The sequence below is a fragment of the Ottowia caeni genome (genome assembly GCF_050821495.1).
GTDB lineage: Bacteria > Pseudomonadota > Gammaproteobacteria > Burkholderiales > Burkholderiaceae_C > Ottowia > Ottowia caeni.
On record NZ_CP151081.1, the window covers coordinates 36,879 to 55,994 of the forward strand.

Annotated in this window: 25 protein-coding genes and 1 pseudogene; 17 read left to right on the plus strand and 9 right to left on the minus strand. The window is 64.7% G+C overall.

The window, feature by feature from the left end; all coding sequences use genetic code 11:
* Nucleotides 1–18: 18 nt before the first annotated feature.
* Nucleotides 19–435, plus strand: coding sequence for a hypothetical protein (locus tag AAAK34_RS19940; protein WP_431778052.1), 417 nt, complete (start codon nucleotides 19–21; stop codon nucleotides 433–435).
* A gap of 134 nt (nucleotides 436–569) precedes the next feature.
* Here the strand turns inward: AAAK34_RS19940 and AAAK34_RS19945 are convergent.
* The 4 genes and pseudogenes from AAAK34_RS19945 to AAAK34_RS19960 all read right to left on the minus strand — a co-directional run.
* A pseudogene (locus AAAK34_RS19945) lies at nucleotides 570–875 on the minus strand (type II toxin-antitoxin system RelE/ParE family toxin); the annotation flags it as partial.
* Between the two features lie 9 nt (nucleotides 876–884).
* A complete protein-coding gene (relB, locus tag AAAK34_RS19950) occupies nucleotides 885–1,349 on the minus strand; it encodes a type II toxin-antitoxin system RelB family antitoxin (protein ID WP_263463177.1) in 465 nt (154 codons plus the stop codon).
* Between the two features lie 289 nt (nucleotides 1,350–1,638).
* A complete protein-coding gene (locus AAAK34_RS19955; RefSeq protein ID WP_431778053.1) occupies nucleotides 1,639–2,388 on the minus strand; it encodes a hypothetical protein in 750 nt (249 codons plus the stop codon).
* A gap of 7 nt (nucleotides 2,389–2,395) precedes the next feature.
* Nucleotides 2,396–3,088 (minus strand): hypothetical protein, encoded by a 693-nt coding sequence (locus tag AAAK34_RS19960; protein WP_431778054.1) that lies wholly within the window; start codon nucleotides 3,086–3,088, stop codon nucleotides 2,396–2,398.
* Nucleotides 3,089–3,213: 125 nt separating this feature from the next.
* Here AAAK34_RS19960 and AAAK34_RS19965 point away from each other — a divergent pair, with 125 nt between their 5' ends.
* Nucleotides 3,214–3,423, plus strand: coding sequence for a hypothetical protein (locus AAAK34_RS19965; protein ID WP_431778055.1), 210 nt, complete (start codon nucleotides 3,214–3,216; stop codon nucleotides 3,421–3,423).
* Between the two features lie 69 nt (nucleotides 3,424–3,492).
* Here AAAK34_RS19965 and AAAK34_RS19970 read toward each other — a convergent pair whose 3' ends face one another.
* Nucleotides 3,493–5,586: a ParB/RepB/Spo0J family partition protein gene (locus tag AAAK34_RS19970; RefSeq protein ID WP_263463174.1), complete on the minus strand. Its 2,094-nt coding sequence runs from the start codon at nucleotides 5,584–5,586 to the stop codon at nucleotides 3,493–3,495.
* Between the two features lie 18 nt (nucleotides 5,587–5,604).
* On the minus strand, nucleotides 5,605–6,234 hold the full coding sequence (locus AAAK34_RS19975; RefSeq protein ID WP_263463173.1) for a hypothetical protein: 630 nt from the start codon (nucleotides 6,232–6,234) through the stop codon (nucleotides 5,605–5,607).
* A 126-nt stretch (nucleotides 6,235–6,360) separates the two neighbouring features.
* On the opposite strand from AAAK34_RS19975, the gene AAAK34_RS19980 reads away from it, so the two are divergent.
* Nucleotides 6,361–6,777 (plus strand): hypothetical protein, encoded by a 417-nt coding sequence (locus AAAK34_RS19980; protein WP_431778052.1) that lies wholly within the window; start codon nucleotides 6,361–6,363, stop codon nucleotides 6,775–6,777.
* A 216-nt stretch (nucleotides 6,778–6,993) separates the two neighbouring features.
* Here the strand turns inward: AAAK34_RS19980 and AAAK34_RS19985 are convergent, their stop codons facing one another.
* Complete coding sequence (locus AAAK34_RS19985; RefSeq protein WP_231698642.1) at nucleotides 6,994–8,769, minus strand: tyrosine-type recombinase/integrase; 1,776 nt, start codon at nucleotides 8,767–8,769, stop codon at nucleotides 6,994–6,996.
* A 17-nt stretch (nucleotides 8,770–8,786) separates the two neighbouring features.
* A complete protein-coding gene (locus AAAK34_RS19990; RefSeq protein ID WP_231698643.1) occupies nucleotides 8,787–9,005 on the minus strand; it encodes a DUF3717 domain-containing protein in 219 nt (72 codons plus the stop codon).
* A gap of 287 nt (nucleotides 9,006–9,292) precedes the next feature.
* Here AAAK34_RS19990 and AAAK34_RS19995 point away from each other — a divergent pair, with 287 nt between their 5' ends.
* The 11 genes from AAAK34_RS19995 to AAAK34_RS20045 all read left to right on the plus strand — a co-directional run bounded on the left by AAAK34_RS19995 (nucleotide 9,293) and on the right by AAAK34_RS20045 (nucleotide 14,977).
* The gene (locus AAAK34_RS19995; protein ID WP_231698644.1) at nucleotides 9,293–10,060 is read left to right on the plus strand and encodes a hypothetical protein; all 768 of its coding nucleotides are present in this window, start codon (nucleotides 9,293–9,295) and stop codon (nucleotides 10,058–10,060) included.
* Nucleotides 10,057–10,374 (plus strand): antitoxin, encoded by a 318-nt coding sequence (locus tag AAAK34_RS20000; RefSeq protein ID WP_231698645.1) that lies wholly within the window; start codon nucleotides 10,057–10,059, stop codon nucleotides 10,372–10,374. The genes AAAK34_RS19995 and AAAK34_RS20000 overlap by 4 nt, the downstream gene beginning before the upstream one ends.
* The gene (locus tag AAAK34_RS20005; RefSeq protein ID WP_231698646.1) at nucleotides 10,371–10,787 is read left to right on the plus strand and encodes a PIN domain-containing protein; all 417 of its coding nucleotides are present in this window, start codon (nucleotides 10,371–10,373) and stop codon (nucleotides 10,785–10,787) included. Before AAAK34_RS20000 ends, AAAK34_RS20005 begins: the two co-directional genes overlap by 4 nt.
* An 18-nt stretch (nucleotides 10,788–10,805) precedes the next feature.
* Nucleotides 10,806–11,507, plus strand: coding sequence for a hypothetical protein (locus AAAK34_RS20010; RefSeq protein ID WP_231698647.1), 702 nt, complete (start codon nucleotides 10,806–10,808; stop codon nucleotides 11,505–11,507).
* A gap of 173 nt (nucleotides 11,508–11,680) precedes the next feature.
* Entirely contained in the window at nucleotides 11,681–12,016 is a 336-nt protein-coding gene (locus AAAK34_RS20015) for a hypothetical protein (protein WP_231698648.1), read from the plus strand.
* Entirely contained in the window at nucleotides 11,998–12,618 is a 621-nt protein-coding gene (locus AAAK34_RS20020; protein ID WP_431778056.1) for a DUF6166 domain-containing protein, read from the plus strand. The genes AAAK34_RS20015 and AAAK34_RS20020 overlap by 19 nt, the downstream gene beginning before the upstream one ends.
* Entirely contained in the window at nucleotides 12,611–12,904 is a 294-nt protein-coding gene (locus tag AAAK34_RS20025; RefSeq protein ID WP_231698650.1) for a hypothetical protein, read from the plus strand. Before AAAK34_RS20020 ends, AAAK34_RS20025 begins: the two co-directional genes overlap by 8 nt.
* Before the next feature lie 44 nt (nucleotides 12,905–12,948).
* The gene (locus tag AAAK34_RS20030) at nucleotides 12,949–13,203 is read left to right on the plus strand and encodes a type II toxin-antitoxin system Phd/YefM family antitoxin (RefSeq protein ID WP_231698651.1); all 255 of its coding nucleotides are present in this window, start codon (nucleotides 12,949–12,951) and stop codon (nucleotides 13,201–13,203) included.
* Between the two features lie 85 nt (nucleotides 13,204–13,288).
* A complete protein-coding gene (locus AAAK34_RS20035) occupies nucleotides 13,289–13,732 on the plus strand; it encodes a type II toxin-antitoxin system VapC family toxin (RefSeq protein ID WP_231698652.1) in 444 nt (147 codons plus the stop codon).
* A 10-nt stretch (nucleotides 13,733–13,742) separates the two neighbouring features.
* Nucleotides 13,743–14,021 carry an antitoxin gene (locus tag AAAK34_RS20040; protein ID WP_231698653.1) on the plus strand — a complete coding sequence of 93 codons (279 nt, stop codon included), beginning with the start codon at nucleotides 13,743–13,745 and terminating at the stop codon, nucleotides 14,019–14,021.
* Complete coding sequence (locus AAAK34_RS20045) at nucleotides 14,018–14,977, plus strand: zeta toxin family protein (RefSeq protein WP_231698654.1); 960 nt, start codon at nucleotides 14,018–14,020, stop codon at nucleotides 14,975–14,977. Before AAAK34_RS20040 ends, AAAK34_RS20045 begins: the two co-directional genes overlap by 4 nt.
* A gap of 5 nt (nucleotides 14,978–14,982) precedes the next feature.
* On the opposite strand, the gene AAAK34_RS20050 is transcribed toward AAAK34_RS20045, so the two are convergent.
* Complete coding sequence (locus tag AAAK34_RS20050) at nucleotides 14,983–15,816, minus strand: SOS response-associated peptidase family protein (RefSeq protein ID WP_431778057.1); 834 nt, start codon at nucleotides 15,814–15,816, stop codon at nucleotides 14,983–14,985.
* Nucleotides 15,817–16,047: 231 nt separating this feature from the next.
* On the opposite strand from AAAK34_RS20050, the gene AAAK34_RS20055 reads away from it, so the two are divergent.
* The 3 genes from AAAK34_RS20055 (at nucleotide 16,048) to AAAK34_RS20065 (ending at nucleotide 18,921) form a co-directional block, all read left to right on the plus strand.
* Nucleotides 16,048–16,488 (plus strand): LexA family protein, encoded by a 441-nt coding sequence (locus AAAK34_RS20055; RefSeq protein ID WP_147915013.1) that lies wholly within the window; start codon nucleotides 16,048–16,050, stop codon nucleotides 16,486–16,488.
* A 6-nt stretch (nucleotides 16,489–16,494) separates the two neighbouring features.
* A complete protein-coding gene (locus tag AAAK34_RS20060; protein ID WP_147915014.1) occupies nucleotides 16,495–17,793 on the plus strand; it encodes a Y-family DNA polymerase in 1,299 nt (432 codons plus the stop codon).
* A gap of 210 nt (nucleotides 17,794–18,003) precedes the next feature.
* Nucleotides 18,004–18,921 carry a cation diffusion facilitator family transporter gene (locus AAAK34_RS20065; RefSeq protein WP_147915015.1) on the plus strand — a complete coding sequence of 306 codons (918 nt, stop codon included), beginning with the start codon at nucleotides 18,004–18,006 and terminating at the stop codon, nucleotides 18,919–18,921.
* Nucleotides 18,922–19,116: the final 195 nt, after the last annotated feature.

Below are 19,116 nucleotides of genomic sequence, written 5' to 3' on the forward strand. Positions count from 1 at the left end.
TGGGTATGGGCGAAGCCCATGTCACCGGTCAATCGCGCACGTGCCCAGCGCCCAGGGCGCAGCGCCCATTCGCGCCCCAAGCTGGCCCAGGGCGCGGCCTCGTTGGTCGTCGCTGAGGGCTCCCGAAGCCGTCGCACGCCACCGCCGCCCGAGCGCGTGGCGCGGCCTTGGCTGGCACACAACCTGCCTCGCGCCCTGATGAACAGATTCGGCCTTGGATCACCTGCAGGTGCAGGTCCAGGGCGCAGCGCCTCCTGGCGTTTCTCCCCGAGAAACGCCCTCCCCTTGGTGGATCTCGGCGCCTGCGGCGCCGCTGGCCAGGCACTCCGCGCGCAGCGTGGCACGCTCCAGGCTGCTGGCCCACGGCCAGTAGCCTTCACCCCAGGGGGTCAGCCCAGCGGCTGGGGGATGTGCCGCAGGCACTTCCCCCAATGAGCGTTGCGCAGGCGGCCTGGAGCAGTGCCGCGCAGCGGCAATCCGAAGGATCGAGCCGAATAGGCGAGCTGCGGAAAGCGCCCGAAGGGCGCGCGGGCGTCCGGTGACCGCGCAGCGGGCAGCGCCCAGCGTTCAGGGGTTTGCTGGGCTGCGTGCTTCAGCCGCAGGATTTCAACGGTGCGCGCGGCATCCAGCGCGCGATAGAACACGATGTAGTTTCGATGCACCACGAGTTCGCGCACGCCGGCCGGCAATCCTGGCCGGCCAGGACGGCCCAGTGAAGGATGGTCGGCCAGCGGCAGCGTCTTGTTGCGCAGTTCCAGCCCGAAGGTGCGCGCCCGCAGTGGGTTGTCCTTGGCGATGTAGCGCACGATGGCACGCAAGTCCTCGCGCGCTTTCGGCCGCCATTCAATGCGGTACGGTGTCTGAACAGTAGTCATGGGCAGCGCTCAAGGGCCCTTTCGCTTGGGCAGCTTGGCGCTTCCGGTCATCTCGGCAATGTCGGCATCCATCTCGGCCATCACGTCATCATGAGAGATATTCGGGCGCGGGTCGTCAATCGCGTCCTGCACCTCGGCGGCCAGCCACTGGTTGTAGGCGGCGGCCTGGTGCGCCTTGCGCAGCGCCTCGGCCCGGCCGCGGTTGCCAGGTGTCTCGTCTTTCTCGTCCGGGTTCCACGCGCTGGCGTCGAACTGCCCGACCGTGATGCCAATGTCGCGCAGCACGTTCAACGCGGCCAGAGGGTTTCCGAAGCGGCGCGGCTCGTTGCTGCGAGCCTTGGCGAGCAGCGCGGCAGCGCCGCTGCGCGTGGCGATCTCGACAAGGAACGCGCCGCCCAGGCCCTTGAGGGTCACGCCGGCGACGCCGCCGGCATGGGTGGCCGCGCGCAACTGCTCGATGGTCATGCTTTGCATGGTCGGCTCCTTATGTGTTAGCAAACATTATCTAGTTCCATTGTGCAGGATTTCTAGATCACGTGCATTCACATAGCCCTTGAATACCTCGCAACGAAAGGAAGAGGTTCGGGCTCATTCAGTAATCGTACAGGTACGATTGCTGAATGAGAACAAAAAAAACCCGCCACTATGGACGGGGTAAGGCTTCAAAAAAACGCGCTTCGAAAACTCCGAAGCGCAGGACAAGTTTAAGGGCCACCTCCTGCCCGACCATCTGGCCAGGTGAAAACGAAATTCCCAGGGTGCTTCACGCGGCGCAGCCAGCCTTCATCCTGAAGGCGCCGGATGTATTCGGCGCCGCCCTCCCCGTGCATCGCCTGGGCGCATCCATCGCGGCCAGGCGCTCCAGGGCATAGCGCTCGCCCGTCTCTCCGAGCCGCACCTTGGCGAGCGTGCGGTCGGCGAAGCTCGCGCCGCTGGGCGACAGCCACAGCATGCGCGCGCTGGAGCGGCCCCGGTACTGCGCGTTCCCGGCCTTGTAGATGGTGCCCACGTGGCCACGCTTGACCAGTTCGCCGCACTCGTCGCGCCGTTCGATGGGATCGCAGTACGCCACGATTCCCCGCACTTCAGGCAGCGCCTGCCGCAGCAGCCGTCGCATCCTGGCCAGCGCCCAGGTCTCGGCGTTCGCGGCCAGGCTGTCGTCCAGCACGAACCGGCCCAGTTCGACGCCCTCATTGGGCGCGAGTGCCGGAAAGTAGCTGGGGATCACGCGCTGGTTCATCGGCACCGAAAACACGCCGACACCGGCCAATCGCTCACGCTGGAACGGCTCCTTCACGAACACGCCAGCACGAAACCGGGCCGCCGGGTAGGTTCCCGAGTAATGGTGCATCAAGACGAAGTGCTTGGCGTCGCCCTCCTCGATGGGCACCACGGTGCAGCGCGTGGGGTCGAAGGGTTCGCCGGCCGGCCGATAGGACGCCCGGCGTCGATGCCAGCGCTGGCCGAACAGGGCCAGCTGCTCGATCAGCAGATTGGTGGAAGGTGGGTTCATGCTGGCCTCACCTCACGTCCACCGCGCCGGCCGGGAGGCCGGCGCGCGCGTCCAGTGCGTTGTCGTCGGCCTGCAGCTGCTGGGCGAGCCGGATGAAGCGGCGCCGCTGGCCACGGATCACGGTGAAGTCATCGCCGACCACGCCATTGAGCCGCGCCCAGTGATTCCAGGCGAAGCTGCGGCCCAGGCCCACGGTCGTCTTCGTGCTCGGAAAGCTCGGTGCATCGCGCACCATCTCTTCCCAGCTGCTGCCGAAGTCCACTTCATCGAATCGGCTGTGCCGGCCCGTGAGCGCACGCCGCTCCAGTCCAAGGGATTCATCGAGGAGCCCGGGATGGTGTCCGGCCAGCCAGAACAATTCCCACGGTCTGGAAGCCGGGCAGAAGTAGCACGCGGACTTGATCGGCACCATGTCCGGCCCCAGGTCGGCGGCGATAGCGCGCACGCAATCGACGCGCGTCCAGCCGATGAGCTGCAGCGGGTAGACGAAATCGAATGGCCCATCGGCGCGGGCGGCGGCAAAGATGCGCCCGCCCGGCGCCGGTCGGCCCGGCCGCAGTCGTAGCCGATCAGCTTCACGATCCGCTGGCCCTGCGCCCGCGAGCGCAGCCAGAGCGGATGCGGCGGGCGGCGGTTCGGCCCGCGCGTGACGCCCATCAGGTGCTGGTCCTGCGGCACGTGCTTCCAGCGGATGCTGCAAGACTTCATCCCGAAGGCGAGCGATGGCAAGGTTTCGTTCGTCCAGCAGTTGCCGTACAGGTCGGTGTACGGGGTTTGCGGCTGGGTGCGAACGCGGCACAGTTCGATAGGCGGCCAGTCCCACGCATGCAGGATCTTCTGCATGCGCTCGATGTGGACCAGAGTTTCAGGCTTCTCGCCGCCCGTGTCGGCGAACGTGATCGCATCGGGCCGCAGGCCTGCCGCACGCAAGGCCAGCAGCATCGCCGTGGAGTCCACCCCGGCACCGAAGCAAACCACGATCAGCTTGCCCAGGAGCGCGGCACGCAAGGTGCCGCGCTGGCATGTATTGATTAGACAAGGCATGGCATTCGCCGCGCTCGGGAGCCGAGAAAGGGCCGCAGCGTCATGCTGCGGCCACCTCCATCAGCCCTCGACGCCCTCCGGCAGGGCATCGGCCTCATGCTGGTCTTCGTCTTCCTCATGGGCCTCGTCCTGCTCCACTACCTCCGTGCTTTGCGGATACGGGCGCAGCGTGGATGGCAACCAGCGTCGGCCATCCAGCAGCGCGGCCGTGGCGGCGATGGCCTCGCCCTTCTTCATCTTCTCGATGGGCTTGGCCGCGTCGGCACCGCAGGCCTCCGTGACGGCCTCGATCATCTTGGCCTTCGGAACGTGGCACAGGTAGCGCTCGTTCGTCGGCATCCACCAGTCGGCCATGTTCAAGCCCAATGTCGATTCGATCAGCTGGGCCATGTCGTAGCCGTGCCCGACCTTGCGGTTCGGCTCGCCGGAGAACACCTCATAGGAGTGAGCGATGAACACAGACAGCAGTTGCATCAGTTCGCCAAGCTCCATCGCCATCAGCGCTGCGAACAGGGTTGGCCCGTGCGCGGGAAGCTTGCCGATCCAGCCGGCCGCGTGCTCGAATGCATCCGCTGCCTTGCTGCCGCCGAATTCGCTGGCTTGGTTTCCGATCTGGTGCATGTTGTCGTTGAAGCGCACCTTCACCGGCGACGATTGCCACGGCTCCTTGTCGTTGACGATCAGGGTCATCAGCAGCGCGGCCAGGGCCACTTTCGGCTGCTGGGTCAGCGCGGCGCCGACAGCCGCCGAGCGATGCGCGGTCAGGTTCGCGCAAAGGGTTGCGCTGAACTCGGCCCGAACCTTCTTCGGTGCCTCGGCCATCCCGCCCGCCACGCCCTCGCCGCCTGCGGCCTGCTTGGCCTGCGGAACATCCTCGCGCCGCACCAGACCCTCTGCCAGGACAAGCTGGCCCGCGTTGTCGATGGTCAGCACCACGCCGGAAGTGGCTCGCTGCCTCGGCCCCCACTCGCGCAAAGCCGCCTCCATGTTGTCGCCCAGGTCGTCGAACGCTTCCCATTGCGCCTGAAGCGCCTGATATTCGGCCTCCTGCTCGTCGGTCCACTCGCCTTCCTCGTCGGTTTCTTCGTCGTAGGCGGTCAGGGCTTCCAGTTCGTCCATGCGCTTGCGCAGCGCATCGGCATCTGCGCTCACGCGGTCGATTTCTGCCTTTTCCTCGGTGGTGGGCTTGCGCCGCTTCGGTTCCAGCTTCCCGAAGGCGCTGCGCTCATGGTAGGGAAAGCTCATGCGCGCTTCGACCCACTTCCAGCCTGCGGCCCGGATTTCTTCGGCCTGGGCCTCCAGCTTTTCGAGGGCCAGCCTGTTGAGCAGCGCGCCGTCCTGGATGTAGAACGAGCCTTCCTCCCCCGTGAACAGGTCTGCCCGCACCGCGCCGCCGGCTTCCCGGTAGGCCTCCAGGCCGACGAAACGCGCGATGGCCGATGTACTGCTCACCTCGTCGTTCGTCAGCATCTGCGTGATGTAGTGCGCGGATCGCTGGTACGGCGAAAGCGTATTCCAGACACGCCGCTGTTCTTCATGGTCATCGGTCAGGGCAAGCGCCTGCAGCTGTCCCATTTCGATCTGGTCGGCCCGGTACATATCGAGGAATTCCGGCGCGAGGCGTGCCAGCTTCAACCGGCGCTCGACGGTCAGGGCCGAAAGGTTGTAGGCGGCCGCGATCTGGCCTGCCGTCTTCCCTTCATCCACCAGCCGCTTGAATGCTTCCAGCTGGTCGGCTGGATGCATGGGCTCCTGAGTGGCGTTCTCGACCAAGCTGACGCTCACGCCGCGCTCGGCATCGAACACGCGGCAGCGCACCGGCACATCAGCAGGCACGGCGGCGTGCTCTGCCAGGTAGTGCAGCGCTGCCAGCCGACGCCCACCGGCAACCACCCCGTGGTCGCCCTTGCTGCCCTTGATCTTCTCGGGGATCACCGCAAGCGGATTGAGAAGGCCGCCTTCGGCCATGATCGCTGCCGCCAGTTCCGGGATGGTGCTGGGATCGTGCTTCTTGCGCACGTTGTTGGGCGACAGGTGCAGGCGATTCAGGGGAATGTCGCGTTCCTCGCCGGACAGGATGGATACCAGCTTGCCGTCAATTTCAACAACCGCTGCGTCCTCGCCATTCAACACATTGGATTCTTCGTAAGCCATGATCGCTTCCTCCAATGCTCAGAACGGCAGTTCGTGGTCGGCGACCTTGACGGGGGCGCCCAGCAGTTGGATGCGCGCCCGGTTGTCGGACGCATTGCGGCGGCGGTAGCCGTGGATCGGCAGCGTCGGCGCTTCCTCCCACTCCTGCTCCGTGTACTGGCCCTTGCGAGTAACCGGCAGCAGGCAGATGTAGCCGTGGTAGTCCGGCGCGTTGCGGTGGTTCTTGTGCGATGCCGAGAAGAGCTTGCCGTAGTAGCGCGGGCCATCCTTGAAGCCCACCGTCAGCGCGCAATACAGCACGCCGGTTTCGCGGGCCGACTTGACGAATGCGGCCAGGGGCACGCGCAGCGCTGCATCGTCCAGCTGGATGGTTCCCGTCATCGCCGGCGCGTTGTCGGCACGGTCGGGCGATGGGCGCGACGTGAACAGCGCGCCGGTGAGCATGCTCACCACCGTGACTTCAAACTCGGGAGGCACCTGGGCCGGTGCCGCCGCAGCTTGCGCATGGTCGAAGTCGGACGGCTGGAAATCGGCCGTATCGCGGCCTGCCGCTTCGGCTGCTGCGGCGTTCACCGCATCCAGATCGGCAGGGCCTTGGTTGGGGGTAAGCTCGACGGATTGCGGAGCCAGGGGTTTCTTAGAAGCCATGATGATTTTCCTTATGACCGGCACCGCTTGATTGCTGCACCGTACCTGTATTTTAACCTGTTATACACCTGATAATGCACCTTTTAATGTGCCAGTGTGTAACGGTATTGGGTATGGGCGAAGCCCATGTCACCGGTCAATCGCGCACGTGCCCAGCGCCCAGGGCGCAGCGCCCATTCGCGCCCCAAGCTGGCCCAGGGCGCGGCCTCGTTGGTCGTCGCTGAGGGCTCCCGAAGCCGTCGCACGCCACCGCCGCCCGAGCGCGTGGCGCGGCCTTGGCTGGCACACAACCTGCCTCGCGCCCTGATGAACAGATTCGGCCTTGGATCACCTGCAGGTGCAGGTCCAGGGCGCAGCGCCTCCTGGCGTTTCTCCCCGAGAAACGCCCTCCCCTTGGTGGATCTCGGCGCCTGCGGCGCCGCTGGCCAGGCACTCCGCGCGCAGCGTGGCACGCTCCAGGCTGCTGGCCCACGGCCAGTAGCCTTCACCCCAGGGGGTCAGCCCAGCGGCTGGGGGATGTGCCGCAGGCACTTCCCCCAATGAGCGTTGCGCAGGCGGCCTGGAGCAGTGCCGCGCAGCGGCAATCCGAAGGATCGAGCCGAATAGGCGAGCTGCGGAAAGCGCCCGAAGGGCGCGCGGGCGTCCGGTGACCGCGCAGCGGGCAGCGCCCAGGGGTCAGGGCCGGCTCTCCCGAATGGAAGTTGAAAAGTATTCGTACAGGTACGAATACTCATGAGGGACGCTCCAGAACTGCTTTCATCAACCGCCTTCAGCCGAGCCGAAAGCACGCTCCATCTGCCGCTGGCGGCGCTGCTCCTGGGCGCGGTAGTAGCCTGCAGTTGTGCGTGGATCGGCTTGGCCCAGGTTGGCCTGAAGCACGTCGGGCGGCACTTCGGCTTCGGCCGCACGTGTCGCATGCGTGTGCCTCAGCCAATGCAGCGAAGCGTGACGTGCGTCTTCCCGTTCCTCATGTGACAGTGAGGATGCCCGCAGCGCAGCCCGTACAAACCGCTGGAAAGCCGGAGCGAGTGTTGAATAGCTGAGGTAGCCACGTTGCTTCCGCTCCTGCTCGTCTGGCCTCCTAACCAGCTGCCCTGCTTCCGGCGCATCCATCCCTGGAAGCTCTGGCGCTTTCAGGTGCGCAAGCAACGGCGTGTTCGGATGCGCAAGGTCGTAATCCAACCCACGCGCGCCGAAGTAGGCCCTTGTCGCCCTCATGGCCGATGCTGGCACAACCACGAAACGGTTGCGCGCGCCCTTGCCATGAACCCGAAGCCAATACCCTCCGTCCCGCTGCCGAATGTCCGCCTTGCGCCCGAACAGCAATTCTGTCGCGCGCAGGCCTGTGCCCTGGCCGAACTCCAGCAGCCAGCGCATGCGTGCAGCCGCCGCATCCGGCAGTTCCGGTACATGCGCATGCAGCACGGCCCAGGCCGTGGGCGTGAAAGCCCGCGACGCATCCAGCGACTCGTCCGGGTCATCGGGCAGTCGCAGATTCACCAGATCCCACGGATTGCGCGGCAGTTCGCCGGCGCGCGCGAGCCAGGCGAAAAAGGAGTTGATCACGGTCAGCGCATACCGCTGGCTGGTGATGCGCGGCTGCGATGCAAAAGGCGCCCATCCTTCGCGGAAGCGGGCGGCGCTGCGCCGGCTCATCCATTCCACGGGCACGGCCCGCAAGAATGCGATGTAGGCCGTGCAATCGTCCGGGCCAGCATCGCCCAAGGACTTGCGCCTCTCCGACACCAGCCAGACAAGGAAGCGCTGCGTTTCACGCCGATAAGCTCGGACGGTCTGCGCCGACTCGGTACGGGATGAGATCCACTGCTCGATCAACTGGTGCGCGTTCTCGGCCAGGTCGCGCGCTTCCGTCGAAGCGGCCCAGGTCGGTGCGGCCGGCCAGCCGACCAATGCGCCGACCTGAGCTGCAAGCTGTCCGGCTTTGACCGGACCGTAGCCCGGCAGGCCTCGCCACCATCGTCCACCCAGAACGATGGCGGTGCGCAATTCGCCCATCAAGTGGAAGCCGGCACGCTTCAGTCGCACGGCCAGGTCTTCGGGGAACCAGGCCGCAACGGAATCGCCGAGAGAGGGCGGCTCGACAGCGTGAGCCTCCAGCTGCTGCAGCAGTTCCATCCTCGCACGTCGCAGCCGTTCGATCTGCTTTGTCTTGCGGTCGGTGCCGAGGGGGCCGTTCTCGGCCTCGTAGATCTCGCGCAACTCTTCAAAGGAAAACCCGTCATAGCCATTGGATTCCGCCCATTCTTCGAGGGAAACGGGCTTTGCCAGCGCTTGGACCGGCAGCTGTTGCACGCGCAGCAGCCGCCAGCGCGGGCCGAGGCCCGCGCGTCGCGCGACGGCGGCGGCCATGTCCACGGCCGCGCGATGCACGGCGACGGCCGAATCCTCCGAGCAGTCCAGATAGCGCCGAGCCGAGCTGGCCACCGGAAATCCTTCGGCCACGGAACGCAGGTGGGCCAGCACGTCGCGCGTCAGGCGCAGCGGGGAAGCCGGCAGCTTCTTGGGATCAGGCATCTTTTCTCCCCGAGAAATCATTCGCTCGCACGCCAGCGCTCCAAGGCGGCCATGACATCCGGGTTGATACCGGCCCTAGGCACCGTGTCAACGCGGTCCACCAGCATCTGCGCCCACAGGCCAGCCATGGTGTTGGCATCGGGATGCATGCGACGCTCCAGGCCCTCGGGCGGGTGGGCTTCCATGCATCGGGTGAGGGCGGCGTCGATGGCCCGAAAGCTCAAGCTGTTGTCCATGGATAGGCTCCATTTCTCTCCGAGAAAACACGCACGGCATGAAGGGCAGGGCGGTCGCTCCTCGAAGACAAGCGCTTCGCACTCCAAAAACTCTTTGCCCATCAACGGCTTAGGCGCATCGTATCTTCGGACACCGAAAAGGGCAACGAAATAGCATGCAGTGATAAGTACAGTTATCACTGTACTATTTTAGCTCTTGCAATGTAGCTACACGATATATATACTATTGCCCTGAGCTGAACCGTCCGCTCACCGTGGCCTGGGGTATCAGGCCTCAAGGAACTGCCATGCAAGACGTGACGCGCGCGCCGACAGCTGACGAACAAGGCGGCATGGACTGGTGGAATGCCCAGTCGGAGCAGTTGCGCAGCTACTGGCTCAAAGAAGTCGGCAGCACCACCGCCTCGGCGGCCGATGCCTGGCTGAAATTCAAGGCTGCGCGCGACCTGTCCGAGAAACTGTATGGCCAGCGGCCATTGCGCATGCATAGCGGCCTTGAATTCGTGGGATTCGAGTTCTCCCTGGGCGTGTTCCCCGGCGATGACGGCTGGCTTGGCGTCAGGGTCGTTGCGGAGCCGCCGGCCACTGGATACAAGGAGGGTTGCACGCTGGGAAGCGAGAGTACGTCGCTCCTGCGCTTTGGCGTCAATGCTCAGATCGGATCGACGACGCTGGAGTGGTTCGCGCAGAACGAACACGTGCCGCTCTACTGGGAAGGCTTCAAGCTGGTCCTGCAGCCGCACCAGTGCGAGCAGCTGCGCGCCTGGTTGCCGCGGCTGGGCCGCACAGCCGTGCTGGCACAAAGCCTGTCCACCGCCGTGAAACGCAGCATTGGCGAGGACGTTCCCACCTTGCACTACGTCGGTGGCTTCGTCGCGGACCTGGCCGCGCGAGTGATGCTCGACGGCCAGGCGACCGCCGACGCCATCTCAGCGCAGCTTGCGGAACATTGGGCCGCGAAGGAGAAGGGCCTGCAGGCGGCGCTGCAAGGCCCGGAAGTCACAGCCCTGCTGGAAACGGCACGGTTCACGGAAAAACAAAGGAGCGCATCATGAACGCTGATCCAATCAAGACCGCCCGTCTGTTCAGCAGCGGCGGAAGCCAAGCTGTGCGCCTGCCGGCCGAGTTTCGCTTCGAGGGCACCGAGGTCCTGATCCGGCGCGATGCCCGCTCGGGTGATGTCGTGCTGTCCCCGGTCAAGGCCGTCAGTTGGGCGGCATTCGCGGCGCTGCGCGAGCAGCTGGCCGAAGAGCTGGCTGCAGAAGGCCTGGAGGACTATCTCAAGAACCGCCAGCAGCCGATGGATGGCCCTCGCGACCCCTACGCGGACTGGATCGAGCCGCACAGAACAGGTGAGGGCGCCGCGTGAGCGCGGTCTACATGCTGGACACCAATGCCAGCAGCGCTGCCATCCGCGGTGACGCGGCAATCAATGAAAAGCTGCTCGCGCTGCCGCCGGATGCCTGGTGCATTTCGACGATCACGATGGCCGAGCACGTCTACGGGTTAGCCAAGAAGCCACAAGCCGTGCGGCTGGCCCAGCTGGTTCACGCCTTCCTCAACCTGGCGAACGTGCTCACGTGGGACCGCGAGGCCGCGGAGGTGCTGGGCCCGGTGCGTGCCGAGTTGGAGCGCATCGGCCGACCGATCGGCGCCTACGACACCCTGATCGCTGCGCATGCGCTGTCGCGCGGGCTGGTCCTCGTCACGGCAAACGTGGGCGAGTTTCAAAGGGTGGATGGCCTGCGCATCGAAAACTGGCAGGCACTGGAAAAGCACTGAAGAGAAAGAAGGGACGGCATGAGTGACCTGCTCGCACGCTTTCAAGCGCAGACACGCCGCAAGGCCGATTCCGACCTGATCCGTCGCTGGGAGTGGGACGCCAGGTATCACGGCGACAAGAACATCAAGATCCAGGCGTCGAATGCGAAGCGCTCGGCCACGCAGATGCAGAAGATCAAGGAGCAGTTCAGCAACTTGAAGCCTGAGCACGAACTGGCGATCAATGCGGCCGCCAGCGCCCTGCGCGCCATGGCCGAGGAGCTGACGTTGCTAGCGGCGTGGGCCAAGGACTATCAAGTGTTTTGCGCTGCCGCGTGGAAGAAGGAAGAGGACGCCCGGCTGGAGGCACTGGCACAAGAGCGCTGGGGCGATGACCAGCAAGCCCTACAGTTCGAGATTGACCTGATCGGAGAGCTGGCAACCAAGGACGGGCAGCATGCCTTTGCCAGCTGGTGCCACTCGGCGGGCAAGTACAAGCACTGCCAACTTGATCAGATCAGCTGCCATGTTGATCAACTGAAGAAGGGGGAAACACCGCGAAAGCGGGCGGCCCTCACCGTTCAGCAGGGCATGGACCGGCCATCACCGAATATGTGGAATGGCATGTACGGCCCGACCGTGATCGGCAGCTGGCCGGACTACGAAGCCTACGTGGCCTATCGCAAAGAGGTTGCCAGGACATCCGCGCGCATTTTCGAGCACATCGGAAGGCATTCCTGAAAGGGTACGTCAAAGCGAACTGCCGAAAGCTGCCCAAAATTTCTCCCCGAGAAATTCCAGGAAGCGAGATCAAGTTTGAGGGCTTGACAATTGTTAGTAACGTTACTAACATTGGCGCAGATGGATATTCCACCTGCCCAGGCCCGGGGATCGGGTTCAAGGAGACGACGGCCATGCACCTCAATCCCATCGACCTCGCACGCGATGACGCACTCTCCGAGCGCGGACTTCCGCCCATCGCCTATGCCGACAACCCGAAGGGCGTCTACGGCACGTCGCCGGTGATCGCCGTCAAGCGCGGCGAGCCCGGCTACTACCCGATCCACACACGGCTGACAGCTGACGAACTCAATGCCGCCGAAGGCGTCACATCCGCGCAGCGCGAAGCCATGCTGACCGGCTCCATGTTCGGCTGGCACCTGCAGGGAGCCAACCCGAAATTCCACGAGCAGCTGATGACGCGAAAGCATCACCAGCAGGGGAGAGAGCGATGCACCCCTGGTTCGTGACTTACACAACCGGCCCGCTGGATGTGCGCAAGACCTTCGAGGTGGACGCGGACACCAAGGCCGACGCGATCGTCCTCGGCGATACCCTGGCCGCCGCCTGGCTGCGGCTGCACGGATTGGTGCCGGGCGATCTCCGCGGCGACCCGGCGGACGGCAGCGAGAGCGCGGCGGCCCGGTTGTCGTACTGCCAGCCGGCACCGCCGGCGTGGGTGGGCATTTTCGGACGCCGCGCCGATGATGGGCACCACACCCGCGTGACCACGGCGCCGATGGTCTCGGCCATCCTCGACCACCACGGAGCGGTGCCGGCACCCTGGAACGCCACCGACGAACTGCCCTGGCGGATCGACCTGCGCAACCATTCGCCCAGCGGCCTGGAATGGGGGTACATGGGCTCGGGCCCGGCGCAGCTGGCCATCGCCGCATGCGCCTTCGCACTCGGCGACGAGCGCGCCGAAACGGTCTACCAGGCCGTCAAGGATCGACTCTTTGCCGGCCTCCAGACCCCCGAGTGGGTGGTAACGGTCGGCCGGCTGCGCGAGCTGGCCGATGAGATCGAGCAGGCTGCCCGGGAGCATGAGAAAGGGGTTCGCCATGCATGAAGGCCAGCCGCCCGTCCGGTTCGTGACCCTGCGCATCAGTGCGACCATCGCAAACGAGTACGCCAACCGCTGTCCCGAATGGCTGTCCGAAGAACTGGACGAGGGCCGCAGGCGCGTGCCGCTGGATCTGGCGCAGCAGATTTTGCTGGACGCCGAATACAACAGCGACCGCAGGGCACAGGACGTGGGCGAGTACGGCATGCCGCTGCCCATCTTCAATGCCTACAGGGCGCTGGCCAGGCAAACGCGCGCCGCCATCGCCGCCGAGAACAGCGGCACCACATGAGCCGCTGTCGGCCGACGCTGCGCATTTCATTGGAAGGAAGGACCATGGCACAACCGATCACAACCGTCACCGCCCGCGAGTTCGTGCACAACGTCAGCGCGTCAAAGCGCGTGGCGAGCGAGGGTGGCACGGTCATCATCACCGATCGCGGTGAACCCGCACTCGCGCTCATCCCGATCGCCGAGTACCGGCGCCTGACCAAAACCGACAGGAACCCGGTGGAGTTGCTGCGCCAGAACGAGGCCGACGATTTCGACATCCAGCCGATCCGCATCGACGCCAGGGAACTGGACGCATGACGGCGACCACGGGGTCGGGCAACGCCCGGATCGCGCGCACGGCCGGTCCAAACAACATTGGCACCTTCGACGGTCAGGAAAAACCATGCTGATTCTGGACACCAATGTCTTGTCCGAGATCCGAAAGAGTACCTGCCATCCCAGCGTGGAAGCCTGGATGGAAGCGCAGGCCATGGACCAGCTGTACATCACCTCCATCACGGTGCTGGAGATCCAGCGCGGCATCAGCCACCTGGCACAGCGTGGGGACGAGTCACAGGCGGCGGTACTGGCGCGCTGGCTCGATGCCATGGTGCTGCCAGCCTTCAACAGCCGCATCCTGCCTGTGGACCACGCAATCGCCAGGCGCGCGGCAAAGCTGACCCAGGCGGACAGCCGGGACTACCGCGATGCGCTGATGGCCGCTACCGGCCTGGTTCACGGCGCTGCGCTGGTCACGCGCAACATCAAGCACTTCGAGGACTCGGGAGTGCTGCTCATCAATCCCTGGGAATTTCTCGCCGAGAAATCGAGAGTCCCCCGCACGTGAAAGAACAACCATGCAAAGCCTTGGCATCAACAGCGAGAGCATCGACTACGAAGTGGCCCTGGAAAACCTGGGCCAGCGCCTGCAGCCCTTCATCATGGCCCTCCAGCACGAGCGCGAGAAGGCCCAGCCCTCGGCCGCGCTGATCGCCTATTGCGAGGCCCAAATGGCCGCCATCTCCAATCTGCAAGAGGATCTGAGGGTCAACGACCATGAGACCATCGCGCGCATCCTGAACCCTCAAGACAGCGTTTTCGGAATGCGCACCCCGCAGGAATCCGCGCGCCCATGACCGGGGAAGGGTACAAGCCGCTCACCGACGAATCGGTGGCGGCCATCACCAGCAGCTACTTCGCGCAGCGTGCGGCGCGGTCCTCGGCACAGGATCAACCCCGTGTCGTGCTGGTGGGTGGCCAGCCCGGCGCAGGCAAAAGTGCAGGGGGCGAGCTTGTGCGCGACGAACTCAAGGCGCAGGGTGGCTTCGTCCACGTGGATGCGGATCGCATGCGCGAGCGCATCCCCCTCGGCACCGCCAGACTGCCATCCAGCGAGACCCAAGCGGACGCCGGCCGGCTTGCGAACGCCCTCCGGCTCATGGCGATCGAGGCGCGGCGCAACATCGTGGAGGAGGGCACCTTCCGCAACCCACAGTCGGTCCAGCGCTTCGTGGACCGGCTGCAGGAGCAAGGCTACAAGGTGGAGATGGTGGTAGTAGCCACCAGCAGGGAAGAAAGCCTGCTCGGCATCTATCAACGCCACGAACGCCAGCACCAGGTGGGCAACCCGAACCCGCGCTTCGTCACAGAGGACTACCACGATGCGGCGATGCAAGGGTTCAGTGCTACGGTGAGCCAGCTGGCCCATCAGCTGGATCGGCTGCGCATCATCAACCGCGGCGGCCAGCTGCTCTACGACAGTCAGCGTCAACCCCGCGACGATGCGACCATGGCCCTGCAGGCCGCCCGGGAGATACCCGCCGAGCGACGGACCATGCTGGCCGATGGCTGGGCGGCTGTGGCAGCTGCTGCCCGCGAACGCGGCGCAAATCCCCAGTACCTTGATGCGATAGGCGGACACGCGAGGCGGGTCGCTGCGAGTGCGCAGTTGCAAGGGGACAGGGGCGCCAGGATCACGCCCTACACACGCGGAAAAGAGCAGGCCCTTTCCCGAGGTGCCAGCCCTGCCGGGCCATTCACCAGCCTAGCGGCCACGCCGCAGGCGAGCAAGCCTCCTGCGCGCAGCCGCTGAAAACATCACGCGGCCAAGCGGTGTTCGTAGTACGGCCGCGCCTTGTCATCGAGCAGCGCATCCAAGGCGTCCAGCGTGCGCCCCTGCGGCGTCAGCCAGGCTTCAACGTTCTCGGGCCGCAGCTGCACGATGCAGCGGTCATGCCCGGCCGCGGCCACTTCGGGCGGCGGATCATCCGTCACGGCCGCGAACGACCACAGGTCGGGCTCGTCGGAGCCCGCCGGCGGCGTCCAGTGCGAAAACAGGCAGGCGATGTACATCTCCTGCGGTGGACTGGGCTCGAACCGGAGCACGATGTTTTCTGGCGCCTCGCCAGCGCGCAGCGCCCGGCCTTCGGCCGCGTGCCGGGCCACGTTCTCGAAGAACGTGGTCACGAGCATGAGTGCGTGCGTCTGCCCGAACTGCTGCTTCCAGAACCCGCGCAGGTTGTCCCGGCGCGCGTTGTATGTCCCGGGGTACTTCCTGTCGTAGAGGGTCGGCTTGCCGGCCGGCCGGCACCCGTAGCGCATGGGCCAGATCACCGGCTCGCCGCCCTCGATCACCAGCACCGGCGCCCACCAGCCGGGGAAAATCCGCGTATCGCTTTCGCTCAGTTCGGGTCGCTTCAGCCTCGTCAGGCGCGCGAGCGCCTGGTCGATCTTGGCGGTGGCGATGCGCTGGTCTTCCTGGGCCTTCTTCGTCACCTTGGTCTGCAGGGCGCGCTCGGCGTCGGCTAGGCGCTTGCGCTGCGCGAACAGATCCTGCTCCAGCGCGGACACCTGGCTCGCGTCGAATTCCGCAATCAGCGCATGGATCTCGCGCTCCTCGGGCGAGTGGGGATGCGTGAACTGCGCATCCATCACCCTGGGCGTACGCATGGGCGGCTTGGGCTGCTGCCTGCGCCGCCAGTACAGATCGAAGAACGCCTTGAGCGCCAGGGCGGGACCTCGGGAACAGGCGACGGAACGCGGCGTAGTCCGCGCGCACGGCGGCCGAGTAGCACATGGAGCGATCCTTTCCCTGAAAATCTTGACAGCAGTCTAGGGGAGGCTGGTGCATAGCGCCCGAAGCGTCGGATTTATACTGTACGTATGCACAGTGCAATCCAATGTTTTAACGTCCCAGTGCCGCTGGCCAGCAGCGGCCTGGTGCTGCCATTGGCCAATGCCAGCGTGCATGCCGGCTTCCCCTCGCCGGCGGACGATTACTTGGTCAAGCGGATCGACCTCAACGAAATCCTCGTCACCCATCCCCAGGCTACCTTTCTTTTCCGTGTTGCCGGGGACTCCATGCAGGACCTGGGCATCTTCGACGGCGATCTGTTGCTGGTGAACCGAGCCCTCAAACCCTGCCACGGCAACATCGTGGTGGCCGTGGTGGACGGTGAATACGCCGTCAAGCAACTGTACCTTCGCGCCGGCCGGCTCAAGCTCAAGGCAGGCAACCCGACGTACCCGGAAATCGTGCCTACGGAAGGGCAGACGATCGAGGTTTGGGGCGTGGCCACCAGCTGCATCAAGCGGTTCCAGTGATGCACCATGCTGGCACTCCTCGATGGCAACAATTTCTACGTGAGCTGCGAGCGCGTTTTCCGGCCGAGCCTGCAGGGCCGGCCGGTGGTCGTGCTCAGCAACAATGACGGTTGCGCGATCAGCCGCAGCAACGAAGCCAAGGCGCTGGGCATCAAGATGGCCCAGCCGCACCATGAATTCCGCCATCTCGAAGACCGCGCCGGCCTGGTCAGCCTGAGCGCCAATTTCACCCTGTACGGCGATATGTCGGACAGGATGATGAGCTTGGCCGCAGGCCTCGGGCCCGGCCAGGAGATCTACAGCATCGATGAGTGCTTCGTGGATCTTCACGGCGTGCGTGGCAACCTGGCCGAGCGCGCGCATGCCATCCGCGCTCGCATCCACCGTTGGATCGGTATTCCGACGTGCATCGGCATAGCGCCCACGAAAACCTTGGCCAAGTTGGCCAACCACATCGCCAAGTGCGCAGAAAGGAAAGCCGGCAGCTACCCTGCGCAGCACGCGCAGGTATGCCACCTGGGTGCGCTGCCGCAGGCCGACGTGGACCTGCTGCTCGCCATCACTGACGTGGGCGACGTGTGGGGAGTTGGGCCGCGTATCGGCGCACAACTGCGCGACGCCGGCGTGGCCACCGCGCAGGATTTGGCGCGGCTCGACCCGGCTTCGGTGCGCCGCCGCTGGTCGGTGGTGCTCGAACGCACCGTTCGCGAGTTGCAAGGCATGCCCTGCATCGATCTGGAAGAGGCTCCCACGCCCAAGCGCGAGATCGCCGTGACGAGATCCTTCGGCCGGCCGGTGCGCGAGTTGCCGCAGTTGCTGCAGGCCGTGAGCGACTTCGCGACACGCGCGGCCGAGAAGCTGCGGCGACAGGGGAGCCTGGCCGGGCGCGTGCTGGTCTTCGCGCACACCTCGCCGTTCCGGCCAGGCCCGCGCTGGGCCAAGTCGCTCGTGGTGCCGTTGCGCCGGCCCACGGCCGACACGGCGAAGATCATCCAGGCGGCCACGATGGGTCTAGAACTGATTTTCGAGCCCGGCTACAACTTGGCGAAAGCCGGCGTGATGCTGCTGGACCTCTGCGACAGCAGCATCCTGCAAGGCGAACTCGATCTTGAAGATGAATCTGGCCGCAACCGCGGCCAGCTGATGAGCGTGGTGGACAAGCTCAATGCCCGATGGGGAAAAGCCACGGTGAAGCAGGGCAGCGTCGGCACCGCGGCCGCGCGGCGTGACTGGGCAATGCGCCAGGCCCGACGAACACCCCAGTACACCACCGACTGGCGACAGGTTCCCGTCGCGCGCGCCTAAAGCCAGCGGACGGCGTTGCCCTCAATCACCTTACCCAACTCCATAAAGGGGAAGTGCAACTGTTCTTGCGGCTGACGATGTCAGCGGGCATGGAGCGCCTGCGCCTCGAAATTCTGGATCGCTATGAAAGTGGCATCCTCGGCATGCTTATGCTGTTGCTTAATATCAGTATCATTTTTCTTAAGCATTTAGCGAAAACGGGACGTATACATGGGTGCAGGACATTCACACGGAGCGACGACGCCTTCCGGCACGGCCGCAGGACGGCACAAGACGCGGTTGATGGGAGCTTTGGCGCTCACGACCATATTCATGGCCGTGGAAGTCGTCGGTGGCCTGTGGACCGGTAGTCTCGCTCTACTCGCCGATGCAGCGCATATGCTGACCGATGCCGGTGGCTTGGCCCTGGCGCTGCTTGCGATCCGTTTTTCCGAGCGCCCTGCAACTCCTCAGAAGACCTACGGCTATGTCCGATCTGAAGTGTTGGCAGCACTGGCGAACGCCGTCGTCCTTCTTGTGCTGACCCTCTACATCCTCTACGAGGCTTACCAGCGATTCCTGAACCCTCCTGAGATTCTGAGTGGCCCGATGCTGATCGTCGCCGTCGTCGGTCTCGCCGTCAACCTAGTGAGCATGAAACTCCTCTCTGCCGGGTCGTCAGAGAGCCTCAACGTGAAGGGCGCCTACTTCGAGGTGCTCGCCGACATGCTAGGTTCGCTCGGTGTTCTCGTCGCGGCGGCGATCGTCATGTTCACGGGCTGGAAGCTGGCTGATCCCATCGTCGGCGCCGGCATTGGCCTTTTCATCGTTCCACGGACATGGATCTTGTTGAAGCAGGCGATTCATATCCTGATGGAAGGCACGCCCCCTGAAATTGACATCTCCTTGTTGGAAGACAAGCTCAAGGAAATTCCCGGCATCACGGCCGTGCATGACCTCCACGTCTGGACAATCACATCAGGTGTTGATGCGATGAGTTGCCACTTGGTTGTGACCAATATGGCCGATGCCCCTAAGACACTGGTTGCCGCCAAGTCAGCAATGGAAACAACCTTCGATATCACCCACACCACGATCCAGATCGAGGATCAAGATTTGCGCAAGGCTGAGAGAGAACTCAAATATTGATTCTGTTGCCAAACACATTTATGCAAACCGCTGCAATGCTCCTTTCAAAGAACCGGGTCAAGAGCCGTTCCCCATCGGGCAACGGCGGAACTTAAGCCGCACTAATTGGATCATGACGCCTGTGCCCAGGCGAGAAAGCTTGGCTGCCTGTGACTCGGTGTATGTCATCATCGCCGATTGCTCCGCAGGCTTGGT

Excerpts from the sequence above, each read along its gene's own strand:
- AAAK34_RS19940 (WP_431778052.1), top strand. The coding sequence starts at position 19 with ATGTCACCGGTCAATCGCGCACGTGCCCAGCGCCCAGGGCGCAGCGCC.
- relB (WP_263463177.1), bottom strand. The coding sequence starts at position 1,349 with ATGCAAAGCATGACCATCGAGCAGTTGCGCGCGGCCACCCATGCCGGC.
- AAAK34_RS19955 (WP_431778053.1), bottom strand. The coding sequence starts at position 2,388 with ATGAACCCACCTTCCACCAATCTGCTGATCGAGCAGCTGGCCCTGTTC.
- AAAK34_RS19965 (WP_431778055.1), top strand. The coding sequence starts at position 3,214 with ATGCAGGATCTTCTGCATGCGCTCGATGTGGACCAGAGTTTCAGGCTT.
- AAAK34_RS19970 (WP_263463174.1), bottom strand. The coding sequence starts at position 5,586 with ATGGCTTACGAAGAATCCAATGTGTTGAATGGCGAGGACGCAGCGGTT.
- AAAK34_RS19975 (WP_263463173.1), bottom strand. The coding sequence starts at position 6,234 with ATGGCTTCTAAGAAACCCCTGGCTCCGCAATCCGTCGAGCTTACCCCC.
- AAAK34_RS19980 (WP_431778052.1), top strand. The coding sequence starts at position 6,361 with ATGTCACCGGTCAATCGCGCACGTGCCCAGCGCCCAGGGCGCAGCGCC.
- AAAK34_RS19985 (WP_231698642.1), bottom strand. The coding sequence starts at position 8,769 with ATGCCTGATCCCAAGAAGCTGCCGGCTTCCCCGCTGCGCCTGACGCGC.
- AAAK34_RS19990 (WP_231698643.1), bottom strand. The coding sequence starts at position 9,005 with ATGGACAACAGCTTGAGCTTTCGGGCCATCGACGCCGCCCTCACCCGA.
- AAAK34_RS19995 (WP_231698644.1), top strand. The coding sequence starts at position 9,293 with ATGCAAGACGTGACGCGCGCGCCGACAGCTGACGAACAAGGCGGCATG.
- AAAK34_RS20000 (WP_231698645.1), top strand. The coding sequence starts at position 10,057 with ATGAACGCTGATCCAATCAAGACCGCCCGTCTGTTCAGCAGCGGCGGA.
- AAAK34_RS20010 (WP_231698647.1), top strand. The coding sequence starts at position 10,806 with ATGAGTGACCTGCTCGCACGCTTTCAAGCGCAGACACGCCGCAAGGCC.
- AAAK34_RS20015 (WP_231698648.1), top strand. The coding sequence starts at position 11,681 with ATGCACCTCAATCCCATCGACCTCGCACGCGATGACGCACTCTCCGAG.
- AAAK34_RS20020 (WP_431778056.1), top strand. The coding sequence starts at position 11,998 with ATGCACCCCTGGTTCGTGACTTACACAACCGGCCCGCTGGATGTGCGC.
- AAAK34_RS20025 (WP_231698650.1), top strand. The coding sequence starts at position 12,611 with ATGCATGAAGGCCAGCCGCCCGTCCGGTTCGTGACCCTGCGCATCAGT.
- AAAK34_RS20030 (WP_231698651.1), top strand. The coding sequence starts at position 12,949 with ATGGCACAACCGATCACAACCGTCACCGCCCGCGAGTTCGTGCACAAC.
- AAAK34_RS20035 (WP_231698652.1), top strand. The coding sequence starts at position 13,289 with ATGCTGATTCTGGACACCAATGTCTTGTCCGAGATCCGAAAGAGTACC.
- AAAK34_RS20040 (WP_231698653.1), top strand. The coding sequence starts at position 13,743 with ATGCAAAGCCTTGGCATCAACAGCGAGAGCATCGACTACGAAGTGGCC.
- AAAK34_RS20045 (WP_231698654.1), top strand. The coding sequence starts at position 14,018 with ATGACCGGGGAAGGGTACAAGCCGCTCACCGACGAATCGGTGGCGGCC.
- AAAK34_RS20050 (WP_431778057.1), bottom strand. The coding sequence starts at position 15,816 with ATGGATGCGCAGTTCACGCATCCCCACTCGCCCGAGGAGCGCGAGATC.
- AAAK34_RS20055 (WP_147915013.1), top strand. The coding sequence starts at position 16,048 with ATGCACAGTGCAATCCAATGTTTTAACGTCCCAGTGCCGCTGGCCAGC.
- AAAK34_RS20060 (WP_147915014.1), top strand. The coding sequence starts at position 16,495 with ATGCTGGCACTCCTCGATGGCAACAATTTCTACGTGAGCTGCGAGCGC.
- AAAK34_RS20065 (WP_147915015.1), top strand. The coding sequence starts at position 18,004 with ATGGGTGCAGGACATTCACACGGAGCGACGACGCCTTCCGGCACGGCC.